We start from the raw sequence: 19,250 nt of genomic DNA on the forward strand, positions 1-19,250 counted from the left end.
GTTATGCCCCCATTATTTTCAAGATTGATCCAATCGAATCAATCATGTTTTCAAAAAGTATTTTTAGCAAATAGAAGAAACTTGGTAGAACTAAAATATAAATCAAAAAATGGATCAAAATTTTGATTGGTGGTGCAATGGCTATAATATTCATCTGTGGGACTGTTCTTGAAATGATCCCTAACGCAACATCAACAATAAACAATGTCCCAATGATTGGAAGTGCCATCATAAATCCAATCATAAACATTTGTTTAAAACAATCTAAGATAAAAGTAGAAACTTTACCATCCATCCAAGAAGGAATGATAGCCGTTAAAGAAATCCAGTCAAAGCTTGCTAAAATCCCTTGAATGAGCAGATGGTGACCATCTATCGAAAGCATTACTAAAATGGCTAACATATTTTTTAAACGCCCCGTCAGTTGGGTATTTGTTTCAAAGGTTGGATCAAAAAGATTTGCCATGAAAAAACCAATTTGAATATCCAACAAAGAACCTGCCATTTGGACCGAATAAAACAAGATACCGGTAGATAGCCCTATGGTTATTCCGACAAAAATTTCTTTAAGTATCAATAAAGCCAATTCCCATAATGGCAATGACGAGAGATTAGGTTCGTCTACCAATCCAACACACAGCAAACTAAGAATGGTACTGAGGCCAATTTTGTATTGTGCGGGAAGCTGCCGGCCTGAAAATATGGGAGCAGAAACCATAAAGGATGTGATGCGAACAAAAATTAACAAAAAGCTCCATAAATATGATGCATCCATATTACTTTCCTACCCCACAAATTGTGAGAGATTCCCTAATAAGTTTTCTGTGAATTCAACTACATGTCGCAACATCCAGGAACCAAAGAAAAGAATGGATAAAAAAACAGCAATAATCTTTGGAACAAACGCCATGGTTTGATCTTGAATCTGTGTTGCCGCCTGAAAAATACTAATAAGAAGCCCGACGATTAAGGCAACTCCTACTACTGGCGCAATGACAATTAAGATGGTGTATATGGATTCTTGGGCAATTTTCAATACTAATTCCGCGGCCATGAATAACACTTCCTTTTAAAAACTTCTAAGTAACGATTCTACAATTAAATGCCATCCATCTACTAAAATGAACAATAAGATTTTAAATGGCAAAGAAATCATGACCGGTGGGAGCATCATCATCCCCATCGACATTAACACACTAGAAACAATCATATCGATGACCAAAAAAGGAATAAAGATCATGAATCCCATTTGAAAGGCCGTCTTCAATTCACTAATAGCAAAAGCTGGTACTAAGGCTTTTAATGGAATATCGTTCATTTCCTTTGGTTTTTCCAATTTTGCATAATCTAAAAATAAGGCTAAGTCCTTCTGACGTGTGTGTTTTGCCATAAATTCCTTTAATGGAATACTAGCTTGTTTAAAAGCTTCTTCTTGAGTAAGCTCACCAGCCAAAAATGGTTTTAAAGCTGTCTGATTCATTTCTGAAAATGTGGGTGCCATGATAAAAAATGTCATAAACAAAGCCAAACCAATTAACACTTGATTGGGTGGAATTTGTTGGGTTCCTAAAGCATTTCGAACAAAGCCCAATACCACAATGATGCGAGTAAAGCATGTCATTAATATCAAGATTGCAGGTGCAATGGATAGAATGGTAATCAACAAGATTATTCGCATGGTTGTCGAGACTTTTTCTGGATCATCAGAGCCCAAATCTAATCCAGGAAGAATGGCTGCAGAAGGTTCAGCAACAGGTACAAGGAACAAAGCTCCTACCAACAATGGCAAGATAAGGGCAATTTTTCTTAACATAGCCTATTCCTCCTCGTTAACCCGCTGGATCTTCTTCAAATGCTTTTTGAACATCGTCGTCCAGTTTTGTTTTAAATGTAAGTTATCCCCTTTGAATGCCTGCACTTCCCCCTGATTTTCAATCTCCTCCAGGAGATGCTGATACTCTTCACCTTGAGAGATGGTACGAAGCAAGGTAATCGATTCGCCAACACCGACAATATAGATGGTCTGTCCAATTAATAATATTTGCAATGATTTGTTATTTCCAAGTGGATGGGTTCCCAATGGTAAAATAAGTCCATTTGATTGCATATGCCTGCTTCTTTTTGATAAATATCGCAAAATCAAAATCAGCAACGCAATAACAAATACAAACGAAAATATAAATTTGATAAATGAGGGAAGGAAACTATCTGATTGGCGATCCTTTTTCACTTTTGATGGGGAAGAAGTTTTTTTCTCCCCATTTTGGATGGTTTCATAAACGGAAGATTCGCCACCAGATGATGAATTTGCGGCAAAATTGGTGGGTTGAACGGAAAATAAGTATAAAAATACAATAAAAAAGAACATGAGGCGTTTCATAACTTTCTCCTTCCTTGGAGTACACTTTCTATTATTTTAAGTTTGCAGTGATTTGCGCTGCTAGTTTAGCGTTCTTTTTCGCCAATTCCGTCAAAATTTGAGAACGGCTTTGAGAACTTAGATTTTTCATCAAGTCTGTGACCATTTGGGAATTGGTTGACATCATCGATTCAATCACGATAGCAGCCTGCCCAGGAGGCATTCCTGAAATCGTTTCAGTCAGAGTGGCCATTGGATTGGCTTGATTTTGAACGATTCCTTGTAATTGAGACTTTAATGCTTCTAAATCAGTTGCTTCCAGATTAGAAATTTCTTTTAGTAGCATTGTAATTTCTCCTGCCTTATTTGTGTCTTTCATACTAGCAAGAATACTGCTCTGTTGGTTTTGTGTGAGCTGAGAAACAATGATCGATGCATCCTCTAGTGACATAGTCGAAAGAATGGCAGCAGCTTTAGATGGCTGCATGTTAGCATAAATATTGGCCATTTGTTTCATTTGTTCTTTCATTTTTTTTGTTTGTTTTTCTTCAAGCTGCTTTTGTAAGTCTTCATTATATTGTTTTAAATTCTCTAATTCGCTTTGATTGGTTTCTAGTTTTTCATTTAATTCATTTATTTTTTGATCTTTCTTTTTCAAGTTTTTTTGACTTTGTTCATATCTTCTCTGCCAGTCCTCAACATCCTCATCATTCCCAGCATAAAAATCTTCCGAGTCAGAAATCCATTCGTTTAAGACAGGAACTTTATTTCCTACATTTTTTACAGATTTCCATACTGGTATGTCTAAGAAATTAATGACAATAACGACCACAATGATCGTCAAGAGAATGGGTATTCCAAAGAAAAGAAAGGAATGGAATTTCCCTTGCTGATTTTCTTCCATTATTATTACTCCTTACACTTTTCGAAAATAGCGCAAAACAGCCATTTCATCCATTAGCGCTTGTTCTTCCTGAATCAGCCGTTTTTGAAAAGCTTCCAAAGATTTTGCCTTCCACTGGTTCCAAATTTTTGCTTCTTTTGTTTTATCAATAAGAACTTGTTGCTTCTTCTCTACTTCTTGATGAAGTTCATAAGAATGATTTTCAAGGTCCTTCAGTTGTTGGTTAATATAATCTACTTCTTCCTGTAGATGTAAAAAGTCCGATACTTTTTTGAGATTCACTTGATCGTATTGCTTGAGGATTTGTTCTTTCGAATTTTTGAATCCTTCTATTTTTTCTTGAACCTCTAATTGTTGGAGTCTAATAGAACCATATTCTTGCTCGGCAAGTTCCTTTTCTTTTTCTTTTACATCTAACACTTTTTGAAAAGAAAATTGATATTTCATTACATCATCGCTCCAAATTGTGATTGTAAAAAGGATATTGCCTCATCAAAGTTGGAAGTTTCATATATTCCTTGTCGTAAAAATTGATCCATTTTCGGTTTCAGACGTAATGCCATATCAATATCGCGATTTGAACCTTTTTTATAGGCCCCAATATTGATTAAATCTTCTGCATCATGATAAGCGGCAAGAAATTTCTTAAAATTACGTGCTGCATTTTGATGTTCATCCGATGTAATCTCCGTCATTACCCGGCTAGCACTTGCCAACACATCTATGGCTGGATAAATTCCTTTCCCACCAATGGCACGGTTTAGCACAATATGTCCATCCAAAATTCCTCTTACTGCATCTGCAATCGGTTCATTCATATCGTCCCCGTCTACCAAAACGGTGTAAATCGCAGTGATGGACCCCTTCGGACCGGTTCCTGCACGTTCCAACAATTGTGGAAGCATAGCAAATACGGAAGGTGTATACCCTTTTGTCGTAGGTGGCTCTCCAATAGCAAGTCCTATTTCTCTTTGCGCCATCGCAAATCGAGTGACAGAATCCATGACAAGCATGACATCCTTACCTTGATCGCGGAAATACTCAGCAATCGCCGTTGCGGTCAGTGCCCCTTTGATGCGAATCAGTGCCGGCTGGTCAGAGGTTGCGACAATAACAACCGATTTTTTCAAACCTTCTTCTCCTAAATTTTGTTCGATAAAATCAAGAACCTCTCGGCCTCGTTCACCGATTAAGGCAATGACGTTTACATCTGCGGTTGTATTACGAGCAATCATCCCTAATAACGTACTTTTTCCAACTCCACTTCCGGCAAAAATCCCCATTCTTTGCCCTTTTCCCATCGTTAACAGACCATCAATGGTTCGTACGCCTACACTTAAAGGAGTATGAATTCGTGGACGTGTAAGCGGGTTAGGTGGTTTAGCATTGATTTGAACCTCTTCTAATCCTAAAGGTATTGGCTTTCCATCCAGCGGTTGCCCGAGTCCATCGAGAATTCTACCAAGTAATGGATGGCCCGCCTTCACCGTTATAGGCTTTCCACTCGCAACGACATCACAACCGGGCCCAATGGCTTGGACTTCTCCAAGTGGCATAAGAAGAACTTTATTCTCTTTAATCCCTACGACTTCTGCTTGAATGGAGGTTTCGGATTGAGCAGGATAAATTGTACATAATTCTCCAATCCGCACATCCGGACCTTGAGATTCAATTGTCAGTCCAATAATTTGTGTGATTTTTCCATTGACTCGAACCGGATCGATTTTGCGAATGAGCTTGATGTATTTATCCGCTGATAATTTCACTTTCCTGCTCCCTTCTCGCTTCAAGCAAGACCTTTTTGATTTCTTCCATTTGCGTGTCAATTCTCGCATCTATACTTCCATAGGCTGTCCGAATCACACACCCTTTTGCAGAAACAGAATGATCCGGCAAAATTTTGATTTCCGTTTCCCCATTCACTACGGCATTGAGATGGGCTCTCTGTCCTTGGATCCATTCAAAATCATCAGGATGAACACAAACAGTAATTGACTCTTTCTCTTTAAAGCGGAGAATATGCTGTTTCACTAATTCTAAAAAAGCCTCAGGATGGTCAGTCAATTCTTGTTTGATAATTTGGGAAGCAATTGCCGTACTTAGTTCAAGTAAAAATGGTTCTGCTTCTGAAATGATTTTGGCCTTCTGCTCATAAGCCTGTTCCAATAATTGTTGAGCTTGTTCAATAAACGATTGGTATTCTTGCCGAATATCATCTTCAGCTTGTCGTTTCCCTTGTTCATAACCATCTTGAAAACCTTTTTTCTGTGATTCCATCGTTAAGGCTTCCATCTTTTTCTCCTTTTCTTCCCACCATTGTTTCATTTTTTCTTCTGCTTCCACTTCAATTTGACGCGCCTTTTGTTTTGCCATATCTATGATTGTTTGTGCTTTGGCATCAGCTTCATCAATAATTTGATTTGCTTTATGTACTGCTTCTGTCGTTGTATGTTGAAGTGAAGAAGGAGAAATGAATTCCCCATTTATTTTGATTGGAATCAATGGCTGTGTAATTACTTTTACATCTTCTTTTAATGCCAAATGGTCCGCCTTAAATACTTTAGAGTAAGATTTCATCATTTCCACCTCGAGCGATGACCAATTCACCTGTATCTTCTAAGCGACGAATAACAGATACAATTCTGCCTTGTGCTTCCTCCACATCTTTCACCCTGACAGGTCCAAGATATTGCATTTCTTCTTCAAATGTTTCAACCATACGCTGTGACATATTTTCGTAAATAATCTTTTTAACCTCTGGACTAGCCGCTTTTAATGCTAAAAGCAAGTCATGATTTTCCACTTCTTGAATAACACGTTGGATAGCCCGTCGATCAAGGGTAATAATATCCTCAAATACAAACATCCGTTTTTTGATTTCTTCTACTAATTCACGATCTTTTTTCCCTAGATGATCTAAAATATTTCTCTCCGTACCCCTATCTACACCGTTTAGAATGTTAACAACAGAATCAATTCCTCCAACCACGCTATAATCTTGCTGTATTGTGGCTGAAAGCTTCTGTTCCAAAATTTGTTCCACTTCCTGAATCACTTCCGGAGATGTTTGCTCTAATAAAGCTATTCTTCGAGCTACATCCGTCTGCAATTCCTCTGGTAAGGAAGAAAGAATGATGGATGCCTGCTCTGGGTCCAAATGAGCCAATACAAGAGCAATCGTTTGAGGATGCTCATTCTGCAAAAAGTGATAAATTTGCATAGGATCAATTCGTCGTGCAAAATCAAACGGCTTGACCTGAAGCTGTGCTGTTAAACGCTGGATGATCTGCTTGGCCCGTTCCTTGCCTAGAGCGGTTTCCAATAAGTCTTGCGCATAGCTGATACCGCCTGTTGTCAAATAATCTTGAGCAATGCACATCTCATGGAATTCTTTTAGCACTTCCTCTTTTTCTTTGGAATTGACTTTTCGAATACTGGCAATAGCCAAGGTTAGTTGCTCAATTTCATTTTCCGGCAAGTGCTTAAATACCTTAGAGGATGCTTCCTTCCCCATTGATATAAGTAAAATTGCTGCTTTTTGTTTCCCGGTCAATTTGAGTACAGAAGCCATTGAATCACCTCTCCTCCTCATTTAGCCAAGTGCGAATAACTTTGGAAAAATCTTCAGGTCTTTGATCAAGTAATTTCTTTAATTGGTTTTCAACTGACATTTCCTGTTCAACGAAATAATCTTCGGTTTCTATTTCTTTCATCGGCTGTGGAATGAATGGTTCATAGGCAACTAAATCCTCTTCTTCTACCTGATTTTGCTTACTTCTACGTAACAACCACCAAATAAGTAAACCTGCTGCCACAATTCCTCCTCCAATGGCGGCTAAAAGGTAGATCCAATTTGTCTCTGATTCTTGTTGTTCGGTCTCATTCTTAGCAAACGAATGTGGAAAAATGGTGATTCGTTGATCAATTTCATTTTGTGAAAGTTCAGGATGACCAAGGGCCGTTCTGACCGTATTTGCTACAATATTACGAATGCTCTCTTCTGTAGCTCTTGGAAGCTGATCAGGATTTTCCGGATCAGGTTCAACGCCGACATTGATTGTAATATCTTCTATTGCGTAAGGACTTTTAACAATTTCATTTTGAATACGATTTACTTCGTAATTTACTCGCTCTTGCATTTCTTCATAATTACTATCTCCGGTTGAGCTTTCACCAGTATAACCTGGTACATCCGTTTCACCTGTACCAACGACACCACCTGTACTACCTCCGCTTTCAGTGGAAGTTTTGGAACTTTTCTCCGAGCTAATGACAATGCCATTATTATTTTCATCAGTCGGTTTAACAAGATTTTCTTGAACTTTGACCTTATCAAAATTCAATTTCACAAAGGTATGTACATATACTTTTTCCGTACCAAGAATCGTTCCAAGTAATTGTTGAAGACTTTGTTGGATATCCCGTTCGATATTTTTCTTAATCTTTTGCTGCTCAGAGTATTTATCAAGTGATTGGTCGTCCAATTCTGCATCTTCCAAGGCCAAAGTTTCACTATACTGGTTCATAATCGTAATGTTTTCAACTGGTAAATTTGGCACACTTCTTGATACGAGCGTATACAATGCCCGAATTTGCTGAGAATTTAATTTTGTTCCTGGTTCCACTTCTACCATAACGGATGCAGTCGCTTTTTCTTCTTCATCTGAACGAATAAAGACAGACTCTTCCGGTAAAGTTAAGATTACTTCTGCGTTTTTGATGCCATCGACATTCTTAATGACTTCTGCTACCTGATTTTGTAATGCTTCCCGTTCGAGAATATCGTATTGTCGATCTGTTGCTCCAAAGTTTAAGTTTTGACTAAATATGCTGTAATTAATGCTGTTATCTTTTGGATAGCCTTCAGATGCTAGACTAACTACTAAATCAGCAGCTTCTTTTTGCGGCACAAGTAACATAGTGCCATTTTCAGATATTTTATAATCTGTAAAACCTTGTTTATCCAATTCAGCTTTAATATCTCCTACTTCACGCTGACTCAATTGACCATTATATAGTGGTACATAATGTGGCCGTGAAGCAAAAAAAATAAAGGTTGATAGTGAAGCTGAAATGAAAATAAATGATCCTATGATGAACCATTTTTGTTTCTTACTTCGGGCATTCCAATACCCTTGAAATTTTTCTTTAGTTTGTTTGATTTGATCTATCCATGATCGATTCATTACTCACCCCGCCCAGCTTTACATAAACATCCATTATAATTGCATTCGCATCATTTCATGATAAGCTTCCACTGCTTTATCCCTAACAGTGACCGTTAATTCCAGTGCGATCTTTGCTTTTTGGGACGCAATTGTCACATCGTGAATGTTTTCAATCTGACCAGCTGCAGCTTGAACTGAAAGATTGGAAGCCTGTTTTACCGTATTATCAACCTGTTGCAAATACCCTTGCAGGACATTAGCAAATGAAGTTTTTGTTTGGTTAAAACCCACTTTTTGATAAGGATTTTGATTAATTTTGATTGAACCAACTTGTTGAATTCCATTCAATGGCACTTCTATTCACTCCTAACGCCCTATCTCTAAGGCCTTTAACATTAGAGATTTACCTGTGTTAAATGCTGTAACATTGGCCTCATACGCCCTGGAAGTAGCTAGTAGATCTACCATTTCCTTCGATAGGTCTACATTTGGCATCTTTACATATCCTTGGGCATCTGCATCGGGATGTGATGGATCATATACTAACTTGAAAGGTGTTTGATCCTCAGCAATCTTTGTTACCCTCACCCCTTGCAATTCCGATCGAGTTTGAAGCTGACCTTGTAATACTTGGTTAAACGTCCTTTCCCTTGGTTCCATTAAAACCGTTTTGCGGCGATATGGTTCCCATTTCCCATCAACGAATGTTCCTCTCGTTGTTTGTGCATTAGCTATATTAGAGGAAACGACATCCATTCGAAGACGCTGTGCGGATAAGGCTGAAGCACTAATATTTAAAGAATCAAACATACGTTATACCCTTCCTTTAATGGCAATCGATAATTGCTGGAATTCACTATTTATTTGTTCTGTGAGTGTATAATACCATAGTGAATTTTTTCCCATCCGAGTCATTTCTTCATCTATGTCCACATTACTTTGGTTATTTTGCATCACAGTTTCCGTATTTTCGACAATTTTTGCCACTGGTACATTAGAAGACTGCCCGATAGTGAAATGTCGAGGATCTGTCTGTTTCCCTACAAATTTTGTTTGATTAGCGAGCTGTTTTTTCAAAATATCTTCAAAAACTACTTGTTTCGCTTTATATCCTGGTGTCTCAGCATTGGCGATATTTTGGGAAATGGCCTGTTGCCGTAAGCTTGCTGCATTTAAAGCAGAATGTAGGAGACCAATTTTTTGCATACTGACTCCCTCCTTCAAAAAATTTTGATTCCGTCAAAAAACCATAAAAAAACATACTTAATACTATATGTAAAAAGCAAATGGCGTTTCTTCGATATGTATGTCTCTATATTCCTAATTAGGTTCATAGTTTCAAAAAATTAAAACCCATTTATTAAACTTTGAATTGATTAAAATAGCGGTTGACTCCTGATACCCAATGATTATTTAATCCTGTTGGGTCATTTTTCGCACCGATCGGCGCATACTTACCACCGATTTTTGAAATCGTAGTCAAACCTTTATCTAAATAATTCTTACTTAAATTGCGTGCCATATCCATGATGCTATCTTCAACAGACTGATAATGTTTCAATCCATTTGGCCCCATCATCCCTGCCACATTATTTTTTACTATTGCGGCACGAGATTTGCCATTTCCTGTTTCATGAATGGCAATGGCTGCCAATAAAGCAGGATTAATATTATATCTTTGACCGGCTTGTACAAAAGCTTCCCCCATACCAGCCAGTTTTCCTTTTAGTTGATGATTGAGTTTTTCCGGACTAACTGGTTCATATCGTAAAGAATCGTTTTGAGAAATATGCCTTAATTCAATTGAATCCATTGATGGCAATTTATTCATAATGGGAGCAGCTTCTATCGTTTTTTGATTTTGCTGTTCTTGTTGAATCAACAACTGATTGAGAATGGTCGAGAACAGATTATCACTATTTAAAGTAGCATCCATTTGTGATCTTAGCTTTTCATTTCGGGAAATCGTATTAATCATCATGGTTTTTGTCAACCAATCATCACCAATAAACACCAAGTAGCCCCCTTTCTACTGTAAATTACAGAATATGTCGAAAATTGTCATTATTTATAGAGCCGAATCTACTAATAGTTTACTAATCTCTGACACTAATTCATCAGATAACCTAGAGAGATACTTTAGTTTTCCATCTTTAAATTTGGCTTCCACCAATATAATAGTATTTGAGAATCGTTCAGTTTTTAATACAAGTATTTGCTTTTGATTGTAGACAAGATTTTTTATCATGAAATAGGTCCGGTTAATCGGTTCTCCGACAGTTATTTTAACCGGTTTTGTGAAATATGGTCTATTCCTTTTATAGTGTTTATAATGATAAATGATGGCACCTTTTTGGTTTTTCCCTCGATTTATTGGTTGATTAATCATATTGGTTCCTCTTATGGTAAAAATGTTTCGACAATTCTCGATCAAAATCTGCAGAATTATAGCAAAATATTAATAAAATTTACCTATAATTATATTTTAAACAAAAATTTGGATAATACAATAGGTAAAATCGTGCTGAATACTAGTAAAATATGTCGAAAAACAAAAAATATAGGTCTAAATTTAGGTATTTAGACCTATATTTTAAAAATTTTATTTTTTTGCATCTACAAATATACCATTTGTTTGTTTTATATAGGATTGGTACATATTCGATAATTGTTTATTCTTTTTGATTCGGGTTATTGATATTTTTGCCTCATCTATGTTCTTTTTTAATAGAGCCTGACTTTTTTGATCGATTTGAAAGGCTTTTTTTAATTGGTCTTTTGCTTTCTGGCTATAGGTAAAATCCGGTATGTCCGCTTTATACGAATCTACTTTTCTCATAAGTACATCTCTATTATTTAACAAGTCTTCAAATCGCTCGAAGTTTCCATGAATAAGTGTTTCGTTCATTTCCTTCGTTGTTTCGAAAATAGCTTGAATCCATTCTTCTATTATCATGGTTGACCCTTAAACTTTCCTTATTATTTCTTTTTCATCGCCATTGCCCAAGTTTCAGACAATTCTACGGCATACCCTTCTATTTCATTCAAAATTTCTTCGTCTTTCTTTAAATTCGCTTCAACCAATCGATTCTTCATATAATCATACATGGTCAGTAATTGTTCAGATATTGGATAGCCCTTTTTCAGGGTTACCATTAATTCACTGATAATATCTTGTGCTCTTAAATTATATCGATGACTTTCCTCCATATTTCGATTTTGAATAGCTATTTTGGAAAGTCTGATGAACTTGACTAATCCTTGATATAACATATGTGTTAGTTCTTCCGGGCTAGCAGTTGTTACAGCTTGTGTTTGGTAAGTTTGATATGGATTTTTTATTGTCATCTACATTCTCCCTTCTAAATCCATGCCTTCTCCGTTTGATTATCGGAACGAATGAAAAATAGTTAAGAGGAGAAGGGAAAATTATTTGTGGACAAACTAGATATCAACTACCCGTTGCTTTGTCCGTTCCAACTTTTAGTACAACACCAGAGCCATCAATTAAGTAATTCAGCCTTTGATTATACGATTTTAAATTTTGAATTTTAGCTGCATCCCCAAGTTGATTAAAGGCACTAATTTCTTTGGCTAATTTCGCAATCTCTTGCTGCAATTCATCATTTCGCTTCTTTTCCAGCATTAATTGCTGTTCTTTTTGCTTAAGCTGTTCCTTCAATGCTTCTTTTTCTCGTTGATTTTCAGCCTTTATTTTATTAAGCTGTTGAGCTGCGTCTCTATTTTGAAGAGCCATATTTGTCAATTGATACAAGCTGCCCAGTAGCTCGTGCAATTGAATACCTGGAATTTGTTCTACATTCGTAATTAATCCTGACAATATATCAAGCAAATTCATGTTTTGAGGTTGTTGATTAGAATTGTTTGGAAAAACAGGATTACTTTCAGGCAATGCTTCGGTAGAAATTACAGGTATTTCTTTTTCTGTGATCGTTGTAAAATGGTACCCATTGAGATTATTCGCTTGTTGCCCTTCATTTTCTTTTACAAGAGAATAATATTTGTAATTGACGGATTGATATCCACGATTTAATAATGCAGCCACTTCCTTCAATAATTCGGTAATATTATTGACAGACTCTTCTTGCCTTTCTTTAATATATTGAAACATAAAGTCAATTTCATTTTTTGACCATTTACGATTCACTTTTTTCGCTTCAGACAGAAGATCAGAAGAAGGCTTGATGGTTAGAAACATTAGATTGTTATAATAAAAAACTAACGTATTCTCCCTTAATCCATGCTTTTTCTCCAATTCAGAAATAAAAATATCTTCATCCAAATTTTTATTTTTATGCTTTTCTAATACCTCTTTCATTTCAAACAGAGCCAATTTTAAACTCATCATCCTACCTCCTGACTTTGATCGTTGAGGTATTTTTTATTCAAATCAAAGAAAATGTTTTTTACAAAATATATAGTTTTACTTGAATCAGACATTAAATACTTCGAATGTTTGTCTATTTTTTTGGGTGTCAATCAAAAACAGAAATAAAATGTTACAATTTTTCAAAAATTATTATACAAAATGTGTCATCAATTGTAAAATATTACAATTAAATGTAAATAAAAAATACTTCTTTCCTATTAAAGAAGTATTTTTTATTTACATATGATATTGTGAAATTTACTTCAAACGTATTTGTCTTAGTTTATAATTACAAAATTGAATAATTTTCATCTGATCTTTTTGATTAAGTTTAGTAAATTGAACAGCTACATTTTTTAGAGATTCGTCCTTATTCATTTGAATCCGTTTGACCTGTCCGACAAAGTTGATGGGTGTAGAATCATTATTGTGAGAAGTTGGAACGATTAACGTTCCAGTCATCTCGCTACCTTCCTGTAATTCCAAATCAGTCTTGCACGTAAATCGTAACCCGCCTCCACTAATATCAAGTGTTGTTACTGTAGTATCATTAACAATTAAATCCAAATTAGCCTTAACACGAAAGTTATCACGCCTCTGAACTCTGACAATCTCATTTTCAATTGGTTTCGTAATTCGTAACAATGGTACGGTACCATTTTTTCTACCAATGACATGGGAATCAAATTTATATTTGTTTTCATTGATTAAGTAGCTGATTTCCAATTTATCGCCTTCTGATATATGCCCCATGATGGTTCGAAGCATGGGAAAAACTATCAAAATTTCATTCTCCTCTATTTCAGCAACAATGGACTTACATGTCTTATTGACATTTTTTAGTTCAATCATAATATTCTGACTTATTTTTGGATACATGGAATCAAACACCCGCTTAATTTTATATAATCCTACTTTTATACTACTTTATCTTTATGAAAAATAAAAGGGCAAAACAATTGAATATTTGTTTTGCCCTTCAATTTAGCGCAGAAAATCTACTAAAGATGGCTGGATTATACGAGCACCGGCAGATAAGGCTGCTCGATGAACATTTTCCTGTGCCTTTAGATCTATAATCACTCTAGTAATGTCTGCATCTTCTTCTTTTGATAACAAACTCACGGCTGATAATTCTAGTCCTTCTAAACGGGTCGAACTTAATTCCATCCGGTTCATTCTAGCCCCTAAATCGGCACGAATCTGTAAAACATGGTCCAATTGTTGATCCAATTTACTTAATAGATCAGAAGATTGATTATTTTCAGCTTGAAATTCATTTACAATGTTTTTCAATACTTTAAATATCCCGCCGTCTCCGTCATTATTAAACACTTGAACCCCAGGGACATTAATCTGTACATGGTTGTTTGGACCCACTTGTAATTCTAGTTTACCTTCATTCTTGCTTAGAAAACCTTTTTCCGTACCGGAATCATCCAATCCATATGGAGGGTTTTTCACATCTGTTCCGGCAAAAAGATATCTTCCTGCCATTTGCGTATTAGCAATTTCTCCAAGATGCTCCTTTAGCTGATTGATTTCTTCTGCGATGGCTTTCCGGTCATTTCCACCATTGGTACCATTCAGCCCCTGGACAGTTAGCTCACGTACCCGATGTAGGACTGAAATGACCTCATCAAGTGCCTCATCCGTGCTAGTCATCCAAGAAAGTCCATCTTCCGCATTACGCTTGTATTGATCGATTTCATTTAGTGAAGATCGAAAATACATGCTTCGAACAGCCACTACAGGATCGTCTGATGGTTTCGTTATTTTCTTGCCGGTAGAAAGTTGTTCCTGATATTTCGCCATTGCACTATTACTTCGCTGCAGGTTAAATAACATATTTTGATTTAACATACTTTGTGTTACACGCGAACTCATACCATCACTCCTGCTACAATCCTACTCTGCCCATTCCATTAATGATCTTGTCCAAACATTGATCCATTACTGTTACCATGCGTGCTGCAGCATTATAAGCCTGCTGGAATTTAATCATATTGGCCATTTCTTCATCGAGAGAGACACCGGAAACTGACTGACGACGATTCTCAACCTGATGAATGATCACTTCAGAATTCTCTTTCATCCGGCTTGCTTCTTGTGAATCAATTCCTAATTGAGCAATGATATTACGGTAAAAATCATCCAATGTAGAAGTGGTCCCATTAAACTCCAAGCTGTTATCAAATTTAATATCCGCGATCTTTTTGGCATTTTCTCCATTCCCTGAGGAAGACATCCCGGAACCAGGCGCTTCTTCTCTTGCTGCTGCTATTAAATCTAATGACTCCATGATGGCTTTGTTGACATTGATATTTCCGGCAGAATCCCCGATAAAAAAGGAATATTTTTCAGTTGATTCTCCTGAAATATTCTTTAAATTTAGTCCTTCTTCATGTAGGTTATTGACAGCCTCGATCAGTTGTTTAGCTAATGTATTGATTTGATCCTTGATGTTCGGGATGATCCCCCCATCAGTGGTTCCAAACGATTCAATCCGGCCTAGTAATTCTCCCGATTCCAATATGACTTTATTTCCATTTAGTTTGATTTCATTGGGATCGATCATTGTACCCGATTCGTCGAAGCCTATGGTTAGTTGAGATGATTGATCTCCGGAGACTAAAACACTATCACCTATCGAAACTGTTACCATTCCATTCTTATCAGGAACAGTATTAACATTGACAATTTTTGATAATTGATCGAGTAATAAATCCCTTTGGTCATATAAATCATTAGGCTCATAATTATTGATGACCAAGCGGGAGATTTGTGAATTAAGATTGGCAATTTGATTGGCAAGTGAATTAACTTCCTTTGTTTTGGCCATGATGACGTTTTTTAGATCGTTTTGCAGCTGTGTAAGTGAATCAGACAAGAAATGAAATGTTTCCGCTACTGCCACCCCTTTTTGTCTGATGACTGCCCTGGCGGCTGTACTTTCCGGATTTTTCGCAAGTTCTTGCCAACCTTTCCAAAACTCATCCATCACGAAGGCTAATCCCGTATCAGAAGGTTCATTCATAAATTCCTCGATTTTGGATAGGGTGTCACTCTTTGCTTCCCAATAACCTAAATTTTTATTTTCTCCACGAAGCTGAACATCCAAATATTCTTCTCTTAAGCGGACGAGTTTACTGACATCAACACCCGTTCCTAATTGATGATTATGCATTCCGGGAACAGATAAAGCGGTGGTGGCTTGCATTTCAGCCCGTTGGCGTGTATAACCAATTGTATTTGCATTGGCAATATTGTGTCCGGTCGTGGTCAGTGCCGATTGTTGTGCGGAAAGTGCCCTTCGTCCAATCTCTAAACCATGGAAGGTAGAAACCATTTAACCCCCATCCTTTCCTCTATATTTTTGCATCTAATAAGCTAGCAAAACGATTGGCTTTCTCAGGTCCATATCCAATAGAAGGCTCTTTACTAACAAACATTCCGATCGAGTACTGAATATATGAAAGGGATGATTGGATCAACTGTTGATTGCTCTCATTAATCTTACGTATTTCCTCGATGACATCCCGTAGCTGACTAGCGATGAGGTTTAGATTGGATTTTGCTTCTTCATCTACCAGAAAATCCAGTAATTTTTCTACTGTTATTGCGGATCCAACATATCCTTTTTCTTTCATATATTCCGCGACGAGCCTCATTCGCTCCTCTTCTAATCGTTGTATTTCATCCGTGCAGGAATTCACTCGATAAATGATTGAATGTAAAGCGGACATATCACCATCCACAAGTGCAGATCTTTTTTCTTTTGTTGCATCTAATAGCTTCTTATGAATCTCGAGCATTGTTTCCATTACTTGAATAATTGGTTTTACAGATCCCATTTACTTTCTCCTACTTGGAATAATTGTTCCAAAAATCGATCATTTTTTCAGCGATTTTCTTACTGTCCACATGATAGGTTCCTGCTGCAATTTGCTGTTTTAATTCTTGAACACGATTTTGCCGTTCGGTTTGTCCAGACTTCATGGCTTCGGCAATTTCCCGGCCGCGTGAAGATATTTCTACTTCCGTTGAAGTGGGTGTATTTTTTGATGATTGCTTTATATTGAAACGGTTCGCTTGATTATGGTAGGAATAAAAACCGTATCTCGTATCATTAATTCTCATTTACCGTTGCCTCCTATTCCTTTATTTATTCATATCGGCTAATCATATCGTAAGTTTAGTGGATTCGAATAAAAAATCGATGAGTATATCTTATAAACCATTAACTTATTCATTATAGCAAAGTGATTGGTATTTTTGTGATCGGAGTAGTATGATTCATGACAAAAAAAGGGAGCAATATTGCCCCCTAGAATGTTACCATTTGAATTTCTTCAATTCTTGATCAAGTTGTTCAGCTAAATCTTTTAATCCACCAGCATGTTGGGTAAAGGAATTCATCGTAACAGAAATTTCTTCTGCAGAAGCAGATACCTGCTCGGTGGCTGCTGCAGTCTGCTCGGAAACGGCTGTTATGCTGTCCATCTCTTGATTAATCGTATCTTTGTTGGATTGACTTTCCTTAACAGACTGTTCAACCCCTTCTACTTTTGAGGCCAGTTCACGAATTGCCTCTAAAATTTCATGGAAGATTCCTTTTGTTTCTGACATTGCAAGATCCTGTTCAGCCACAGCTTGATTAGTACGCTCCATCGCCACCACTGCTTTTTTCACCACATTTTTAATACTGTCTACAATATGCTTAATTTCATCCGCTGATGCTTTGGATTGCTCTGCCAGTTTCCTTACCTCATTAGCAACAACTGCAAATCCTCTTCCGTGTTCTCCTGCTCTTGCAGATTCGATGGAAGCATTCAGTGATAGCAAGTTAGTTTGATCTGTGATCTTGGTAATGGCATCAATAATCGTATTAATTTCTTCCATGCGCACTTCGACTTCTTTAATAATCGAAGCCACTTCATTTGTCGACGATTTGGTTTCAGAAGCTTTCCCTGTGAGTACTCCAACTTGGGCCAAACCTTTATTACTTAATTCCATCGTTTGCTGCGACACTTGATTCATATTGCCTGTAACAACTGAAATATCATCCAGCTGTTGTGATAAATCTTTCATGGAATCATAGCCCACTTGGATATTTTTTGCTTGCAATCCGGCCCCTTGAGCAATTTCTTCAATAGCCAGTGCCACTTCAGACAAGGCAGCATTCGTTTCCTGCGTCATCGCCGATAAATGTGCAGAGGTATCTAATACCGATTTTGAAGTTTCTCCAACTTTACGAAGTGAAACCGATAACTGATCCATCATATCGTTAAAGCTTTGCTCCAAAATCTTGAATTCATCTTTTGCGTTGATTGATACTCTCGCCGTAAAATCGCCTTTAGCTGCTCTTTCTAATGCTTCTTTCATCATTAAAATTTGTTTACCGATCCGTCCACCAAAGGAATAGGCGAAGAGACCAGAAAACACTGCAAAAATAGCTGTAAACAGCCATCCAATTTGATTAATTTTTTTTCCACTCTCTTCAATTTCTGATTGTTCTAAGGCCGAAACAAACTTCCATCCTGTTTTCGGGTTTGTGGTATAGGCGGAAAATTTATCTGCTCCATTTAATTCATAATGACTTATTCCTTCTTCTTGCTTCTTCAGATCGTCCCAGAGGGAAAGTTTGGTCACCATGTCCGAACCAATTTGTTTTTCATCAGGATGGGTAATAAATTGGCCATCCTTTCCAATGATTGTCATATAACCATGGTCACCAATGACGATTTTATTAATCGAATTGGAGAAAGCTTTTAAATTTAAGTCAATGGCTGCCACCCCGACAATTTCTCCGTATTTATCTTTTACCGCACGGGAGATGGTCAGAACGAATTTATTGGTGATGGCATCATGGTACGGTTTACTGTAATAAACCTCCCCATTTTGTTCCACTGCTCCTGTAAACCATTCCCTATTCGTCGGATCATACCCATCTGGCAGTTCTTGTTTCGGAGCCAAAATCATCTGTTTATTGGTTGAAGCAAAATAAACATTTTCATATTCAAGATTGGTTTTTAAGGCATTTTCAAGTAAATAAAAGCTTTTTGTGGAGTTGTCAGCATTTGAATAAAAATCTGTAAAATAGGCATTACTTGCTAATAATTGTAGCTGAGCCACTACTCCATCCATTTTGTAATCGAGACCCGCACTAGCCTGTTTTGTTACCTCCAAAGTTGAACTTGTAATCTCATCGTACATGACATTTTTTGAGACTTGACCAGAAATAGCGGCAATAGAAATGGCAGGAATTAATGCGAACGCCATCATCCCGGCAATTAACTTCGTTTTCTTGCTATTCCAATTAAACTGTATAGTAGTTTTCTTTTTTTTCTCCATGCTGCCCTCCATTTGTTGATTTTTTATCCTATTCAAAAAATTGATATGGATAGTAATAAGTATCGGTCCTTCCCC

24 protein-coding genes are annotated in these 19,250 nt (G+C 36.9%); all 24 read right to left on the reverse strand.

The window, feature by feature from the left end; all coding sequences use genetic code 11:
• Nucleotide 1 precedes the first annotated feature (1 nt).
• Nucleotides 2-775 (reverse strand): flagellar biosynthetic protein FliR, encoded by a 774-nt coding sequence (fliR, locus tag G4Z05_RS03935; RefSeq protein WP_163250566.1) that lies wholly within the window; start codon nucleotides 773-775, stop codon nucleotides 2-4.
• A gap of 9 nt (nucleotides 776-784) precedes the next feature.
• Nucleotides 785-1,054, reverse strand: coding sequence for a flagellar biosynthesis protein FliQ (fliQ, locus tag G4Z05_RS03940; protein WP_163250567.1), 270 nt, complete (start codon nucleotides 1,052-1,054; stop codon nucleotides 785-787).
• A 15-nt stretch (nucleotides 1,055-1,069) separates the two neighbouring features.
• The gene (fliP, locus tag G4Z05_RS03945) at nucleotides 1,070-1,813 is read right to left on the reverse strand and encodes a flagellar type III secretion system pore protein FliP (RefSeq protein WP_163250568.1); all 744 of its coding nucleotides are present in this window, start codon (nucleotides 1,811-1,813) and stop codon (nucleotides 1,070-1,072) included.
• Nucleotides 1,814-1,816: 3 nt separating this feature from the next.
• The gene (locus G4Z05_RS03950; RefSeq protein ID WP_163250569.1) at nucleotides 1,817-2,380 is read right to left on the reverse strand and encodes a flagellar biosynthetic protein FliO; all 564 of its coding nucleotides are present in this window, start codon (nucleotides 2,378-2,380) and stop codon (nucleotides 1,817-1,819) included.
• 31 nt (nucleotides 2,381-2,411) lie between these two features.
• Nucleotides 2,412-3,263: a MotE family protein gene (locus G4Z05_RS03955; RefSeq protein ID WP_163250570.1), complete on the reverse strand. Its 852-nt coding sequence runs from the start codon at nucleotides 3,261-3,263 to the stop codon at nucleotides 2,412-2,414.
• Nucleotides 3,264-3,275: 12 nt separating this feature from the next.
• Nucleotides 3,276-3,710, reverse strand: coding sequence for a flagellar export protein FliJ (locus tag G4Z05_RS03960; RefSeq protein WP_163250571.1), 435 nt, complete (start codon nucleotides 3,708-3,710; stop codon nucleotides 3,276-3,278).
• Nucleotides 3,710-5,029 (reverse strand): flagellar protein export ATPase FliI, encoded by a 1,320-nt coding sequence (fliI, locus tag G4Z05_RS03965; RefSeq protein WP_338036741.1) that lies wholly within the window; start codon nucleotides 5,027-5,029, stop codon nucleotides 3,710-3,712. Before fliI ends, G4Z05_RS03960 begins: the two co-directional genes overlap by 1 nt.
• Complete coding sequence (fliH, locus tag G4Z05_RS03970; RefSeq protein ID WP_163250573.1) at nucleotides 5,010-5,840, reverse strand: flagellar assembly protein FliH; 831 nt, start codon at nucleotides 5,838-5,840, stop codon at nucleotides 5,010-5,012. Before fliH ends, fliI begins: the two co-directional genes overlap by 20 nt.
• The gene (gene fliG, locus G4Z05_RS03975; RefSeq protein WP_163250574.1) at nucleotides 5,824-6,834 is read right to left on the reverse strand and encodes a flagellar motor switch protein FliG; all 1,011 of its coding nucleotides are present in this window, start codon (nucleotides 6,832-6,834) and stop codon (nucleotides 5,824-5,826) included. Before fliG ends, fliH begins: the two co-directional genes overlap by 17 nt.
• Nucleotides 6,835-6,838: 4 nt before the next feature.
• Complete coding sequence (gene fliF / locus G4Z05_RS03980) at nucleotides 6,839-8,449, reverse strand: flagellar basal-body MS-ring/collar protein FliF (protein WP_038535021.1); 1,611 nt, start codon at nucleotides 8,447-8,449, stop codon at nucleotides 6,839-6,841.
• 33 nt (nucleotides 8,450-8,482) lie between these two features.
• Nucleotides 8,483-8,785 (reverse strand): flagellar hook-basal body complex protein FliE, encoded by a 303-nt coding sequence (gene fliE, locus G4Z05_RS03985; protein WP_038535019.1) that lies wholly within the window; start codon nucleotides 8,783-8,785, stop codon nucleotides 8,483-8,485.
• 12 nt (nucleotides 8,786-8,797) lie between these two features.
• Nucleotides 8,798-9,241: a flagellar basal body rod protein FlgC gene (gene flgC, locus G4Z05_RS03990; RefSeq protein ID WP_038535016.1), complete on the reverse strand. Its 444-nt coding sequence runs from the start codon at nucleotides 9,239-9,241 to the stop codon at nucleotides 8,798-8,800.
• Between the two features lie 3 nt (nucleotides 9,242-9,244).
• A complete protein-coding gene (gene flgB, locus G4Z05_RS03995) occupies nucleotides 9,245-9,637 on the reverse strand; it encodes a flagellar basal body rod protein FlgB (protein ID WP_163250575.1) in 393 nt (130 codons plus the stop codon).
• 154 nt (nucleotides 9,638-9,791) lie between these two features.
• Nucleotides 9,792-10,445 (reverse strand): glucosaminidase domain-containing protein, encoded by a 654-nt coding sequence (locus tag G4Z05_RS04000; protein ID WP_338036742.1) that lies wholly within the window; start codon nucleotides 10,443-10,445, stop codon nucleotides 9,792-9,794.
• 54 nt (nucleotides 10,446-10,499) lie between these two features.
• Nucleotides 10,500-10,820 carry a hypothetical protein gene (locus G4Z05_RS04005; protein ID WP_163250576.1) on the reverse strand — a complete coding sequence of 107 codons (321 nt, stop codon included), beginning with the start codon at nucleotides 10,818-10,820 and terminating at the stop codon, nucleotides 10,500-10,502.
• A gap of 213 nt (nucleotides 10,821-11,033) precedes the next feature.
• Nucleotides 11,034-11,387, reverse strand: coding sequence for a flagellar protein FliT (gene fliT / locus G4Z05_RS04010; RefSeq protein ID WP_163250577.1), 354 nt, complete (start codon nucleotides 11,385-11,387; stop codon nucleotides 11,034-11,036).
• Nucleotides 11,388-11,410: 23 nt separating this feature from the next.
• Complete coding sequence (gene fliS / locus G4Z05_RS04015; RefSeq protein ID WP_038535007.1) at nucleotides 11,411-11,779, reverse strand: flagellar export chaperone FliS; 369 nt, start codon at nucleotides 11,777-11,779, stop codon at nucleotides 11,411-11,413.
• A gap of 103 nt (nucleotides 11,780-11,882) precedes the next feature.
• A complete protein-coding gene (locus G4Z05_RS04020; protein ID WP_163250578.1) occupies nucleotides 11,883-12,797 on the reverse strand; it encodes a hypothetical protein in 915 nt (304 codons plus the stop codon).
• Nucleotides 12,798-13,079: 282 nt separating this feature from the next.
• Nucleotides 13,080-13,700, reverse strand: coding sequence for a flagellar brake protein (locus G4Z05_RS04025; protein ID WP_163250579.1), 621 nt, complete (start codon nucleotides 13,698-13,700; stop codon nucleotides 13,080-13,082).
• A gap of 105 nt (nucleotides 13,701-13,805) precedes the next feature.
• On the reverse strand, nucleotides 13,806-14,708 hold the full coding sequence (gene flgL, locus G4Z05_RS04030) for a flagellar hook-associated protein FlgL (RefSeq protein WP_163250580.1): 903 nt from the start codon (nucleotides 14,706-14,708) through the stop codon (nucleotides 13,806-13,808).
• Nucleotides 14,709-14,721: 13 nt separating this feature from the next.
• A complete protein-coding gene (flgK, locus tag G4Z05_RS04035) occupies nucleotides 14,722-16,170 on the reverse strand; it encodes a flagellar hook-associated protein FlgK (RefSeq protein ID WP_163250581.1) in 1,449 nt (482 codons plus the stop codon).
• A gap of 19 nt (nucleotides 16,171-16,189) precedes the next feature.
• Complete coding sequence (locus G4Z05_RS04040) at nucleotides 16,190-16,675, reverse strand: flagellar protein FlgN (RefSeq protein ID WP_038534997.1); 486 nt, start codon at nucleotides 16,673-16,675, stop codon at nucleotides 16,190-16,192.
• Between the two features lie 10 nt (nucleotides 16,676-16,685).
• Nucleotides 16,686-16,961: a flagellar biosynthesis anti-sigma factor FlgM gene (gene flgM, locus G4Z05_RS04045; RefSeq protein ID WP_038534994.1), complete on the reverse strand. Its 276-nt coding sequence runs from the start codon at nucleotides 16,959-16,961 to the stop codon at nucleotides 16,686-16,688.
• Nucleotides 16,962-17,156: 195 nt separating this feature from the next.
• Nucleotides 17,157-19,175: a methyl-accepting chemotaxis protein gene (locus tag G4Z05_RS04050; RefSeq protein WP_163250582.1), complete on the reverse strand. Its 2,019-nt coding sequence runs from the start codon at nucleotides 19,173-19,175 to the stop codon at nucleotides 17,157-17,159.
• Nucleotides 19,176-19,250 lie beyond the last annotated feature (75 nt).

It is taken from the genome of Neobacillus thermocopriae (genome assembly GCF_010975035.1).
Taxonomy (GTDB): domain Bacteria; phylum Bacillota; class Bacilli; order Bacillales; family Cytobacillaceae; genus Neobacillus; species Neobacillus thermocopriae.

What these genes read in the sequence shown, in the direction of transcription:
- fliR (WP_163250566.1), bottom strand. Translation starts at nt 775, where the DNA reads ATGGATGCATCATATTTATGGAGCTTTTTGTTAATTTTTGTTCGCATC.
- fliQ (WP_163250567.1), bottom strand. Translation starts at nt 1,054, where the DNA reads ATGGCCGCGGAATTAGTATTGAAAATTGCCCAAGAATCCATATACACC.
- fliP (WP_163250568.1), bottom strand. Translation starts at nt 1,813, where the DNA reads ATGTTAAGAAAAATTGCCCTTATCTTGCCATTGTTGGTAGGAGCTTTG.
- G4Z05_RS03950 (WP_163250569.1), bottom strand. Translation starts at nt 2,380, where the DNA reads ATGAAACGCCTCATGTTCTTTTTTATTGTATTTTTATACTTATTTTCC.
- G4Z05_RS03955 (WP_163250570.1), bottom strand. Translation starts at nt 3,263, where the DNA reads ATGGAAGAAAATCAGCAAGGGAAATTCCATTCCTTTCTTTTCTTTGGA.
- G4Z05_RS03960 (WP_163250571.1), bottom strand. Translation starts at nt 3,710, where the DNA reads ATGAAATATCAATTTTCTTTTCAAAAAGTGTTAGATGTAAAAGAAAAA.
- fliH (WP_163250573.1), bottom strand. Translation starts at nt 5,840, where the DNA reads ATGAAATCTTACTCTAAAGTATTTAAGGCGGACCATTTGGCATTAAAA.
- fliG (WP_163250574.1), bottom strand. Translation starts at nt 6,834, where the DNA reads ATGGCTTCTGTACTCAAATTGACCGGGAAACAAAAAGCAGCAATTTTA.
- fliF (WP_038535021.1), bottom strand. Translation starts at nt 8,449, where the DNA reads ATGAATCGATCATGGATAGATCAAATCAAACAAACTAAAGAAAAATTT.
- flgC (WP_038535016.1), bottom strand. Translation starts at nt 9,241, where the DNA reads ATGTTTGATTCTTTAAATATTAGTGCTTCAGCCTTATCCGCACAGCGT.
- flgB (WP_163250575.1), bottom strand. Translation starts at nt 9,637, where the DNA reads ATGCAAAAAATTGGTCTCCTACATTCTGCTTTAAATGCAGCAAGCTTA.
- G4Z05_RS04005 (WP_163250576.1), bottom strand. Translation starts at nt 10,820, where the DNA reads ATGATTAATCAACCAATAAATCGAGGGAAAAACCAAAAAGGTGCCATC.
- fliT (WP_163250577.1), bottom strand. Translation starts at nt 11,387, where the DNA reads ATGATAATAGAAGAATGGATTCAAGCTATTTTCGAAACAACGAAGGAA.
- fliS (WP_038535007.1), bottom strand. Translation starts at nt 11,779, where the DNA reads ATGACAATAAAAAATCCATATCAAACTTACCAAACACAAGCTGTAACA.
- G4Z05_RS04020 (WP_163250578.1), bottom strand. Translation starts at nt 12,797, where the DNA reads ATGAGTTTAAAATTGGCTCTGTTTGAAATGAAAGAGGTATTAGAAAAG.
- G4Z05_RS04025 (WP_163250579.1), bottom strand. Translation starts at nt 13,700, where the DNA reads ATGTATCCAAAAATAAGTCAGAATATTATGATTGAACTAAAAAATGTC.
- flgL (WP_163250580.1), bottom strand. Translation starts at nt 14,708, where the DNA reads ATGAGTTCGCGTGTAACACAAAGTATGTTAAATCAAAATATGTTATTT.
- flgK (WP_163250581.1), bottom strand. Translation starts at nt 16,170, where the DNA reads ATGGTTTCTACCTTCCATGGTTTAGAGATTGGACGAAGGGCACTTTCC.
- G4Z05_RS04040 (WP_038534997.1), bottom strand. Translation starts at nt 16,675, where the DNA reads ATGGGATCTGTAAAACCAATTATTCAAGTAATGGAAACAATGCTCGAG.
- flgM (WP_038534994.1), bottom strand. Translation starts at nt 16,961, where the DNA reads ATGAGAATTAATGATACGAGATACGGTTTTTATTCCTACCATAATCAA.
- G4Z05_RS04050 (WP_163250582.1), bottom strand. Translation starts at nt 19,175, where the DNA reads ATGGAGAAAAAAAAGAAAACTACTATACAGTTTAATTGGAATAGCAAG.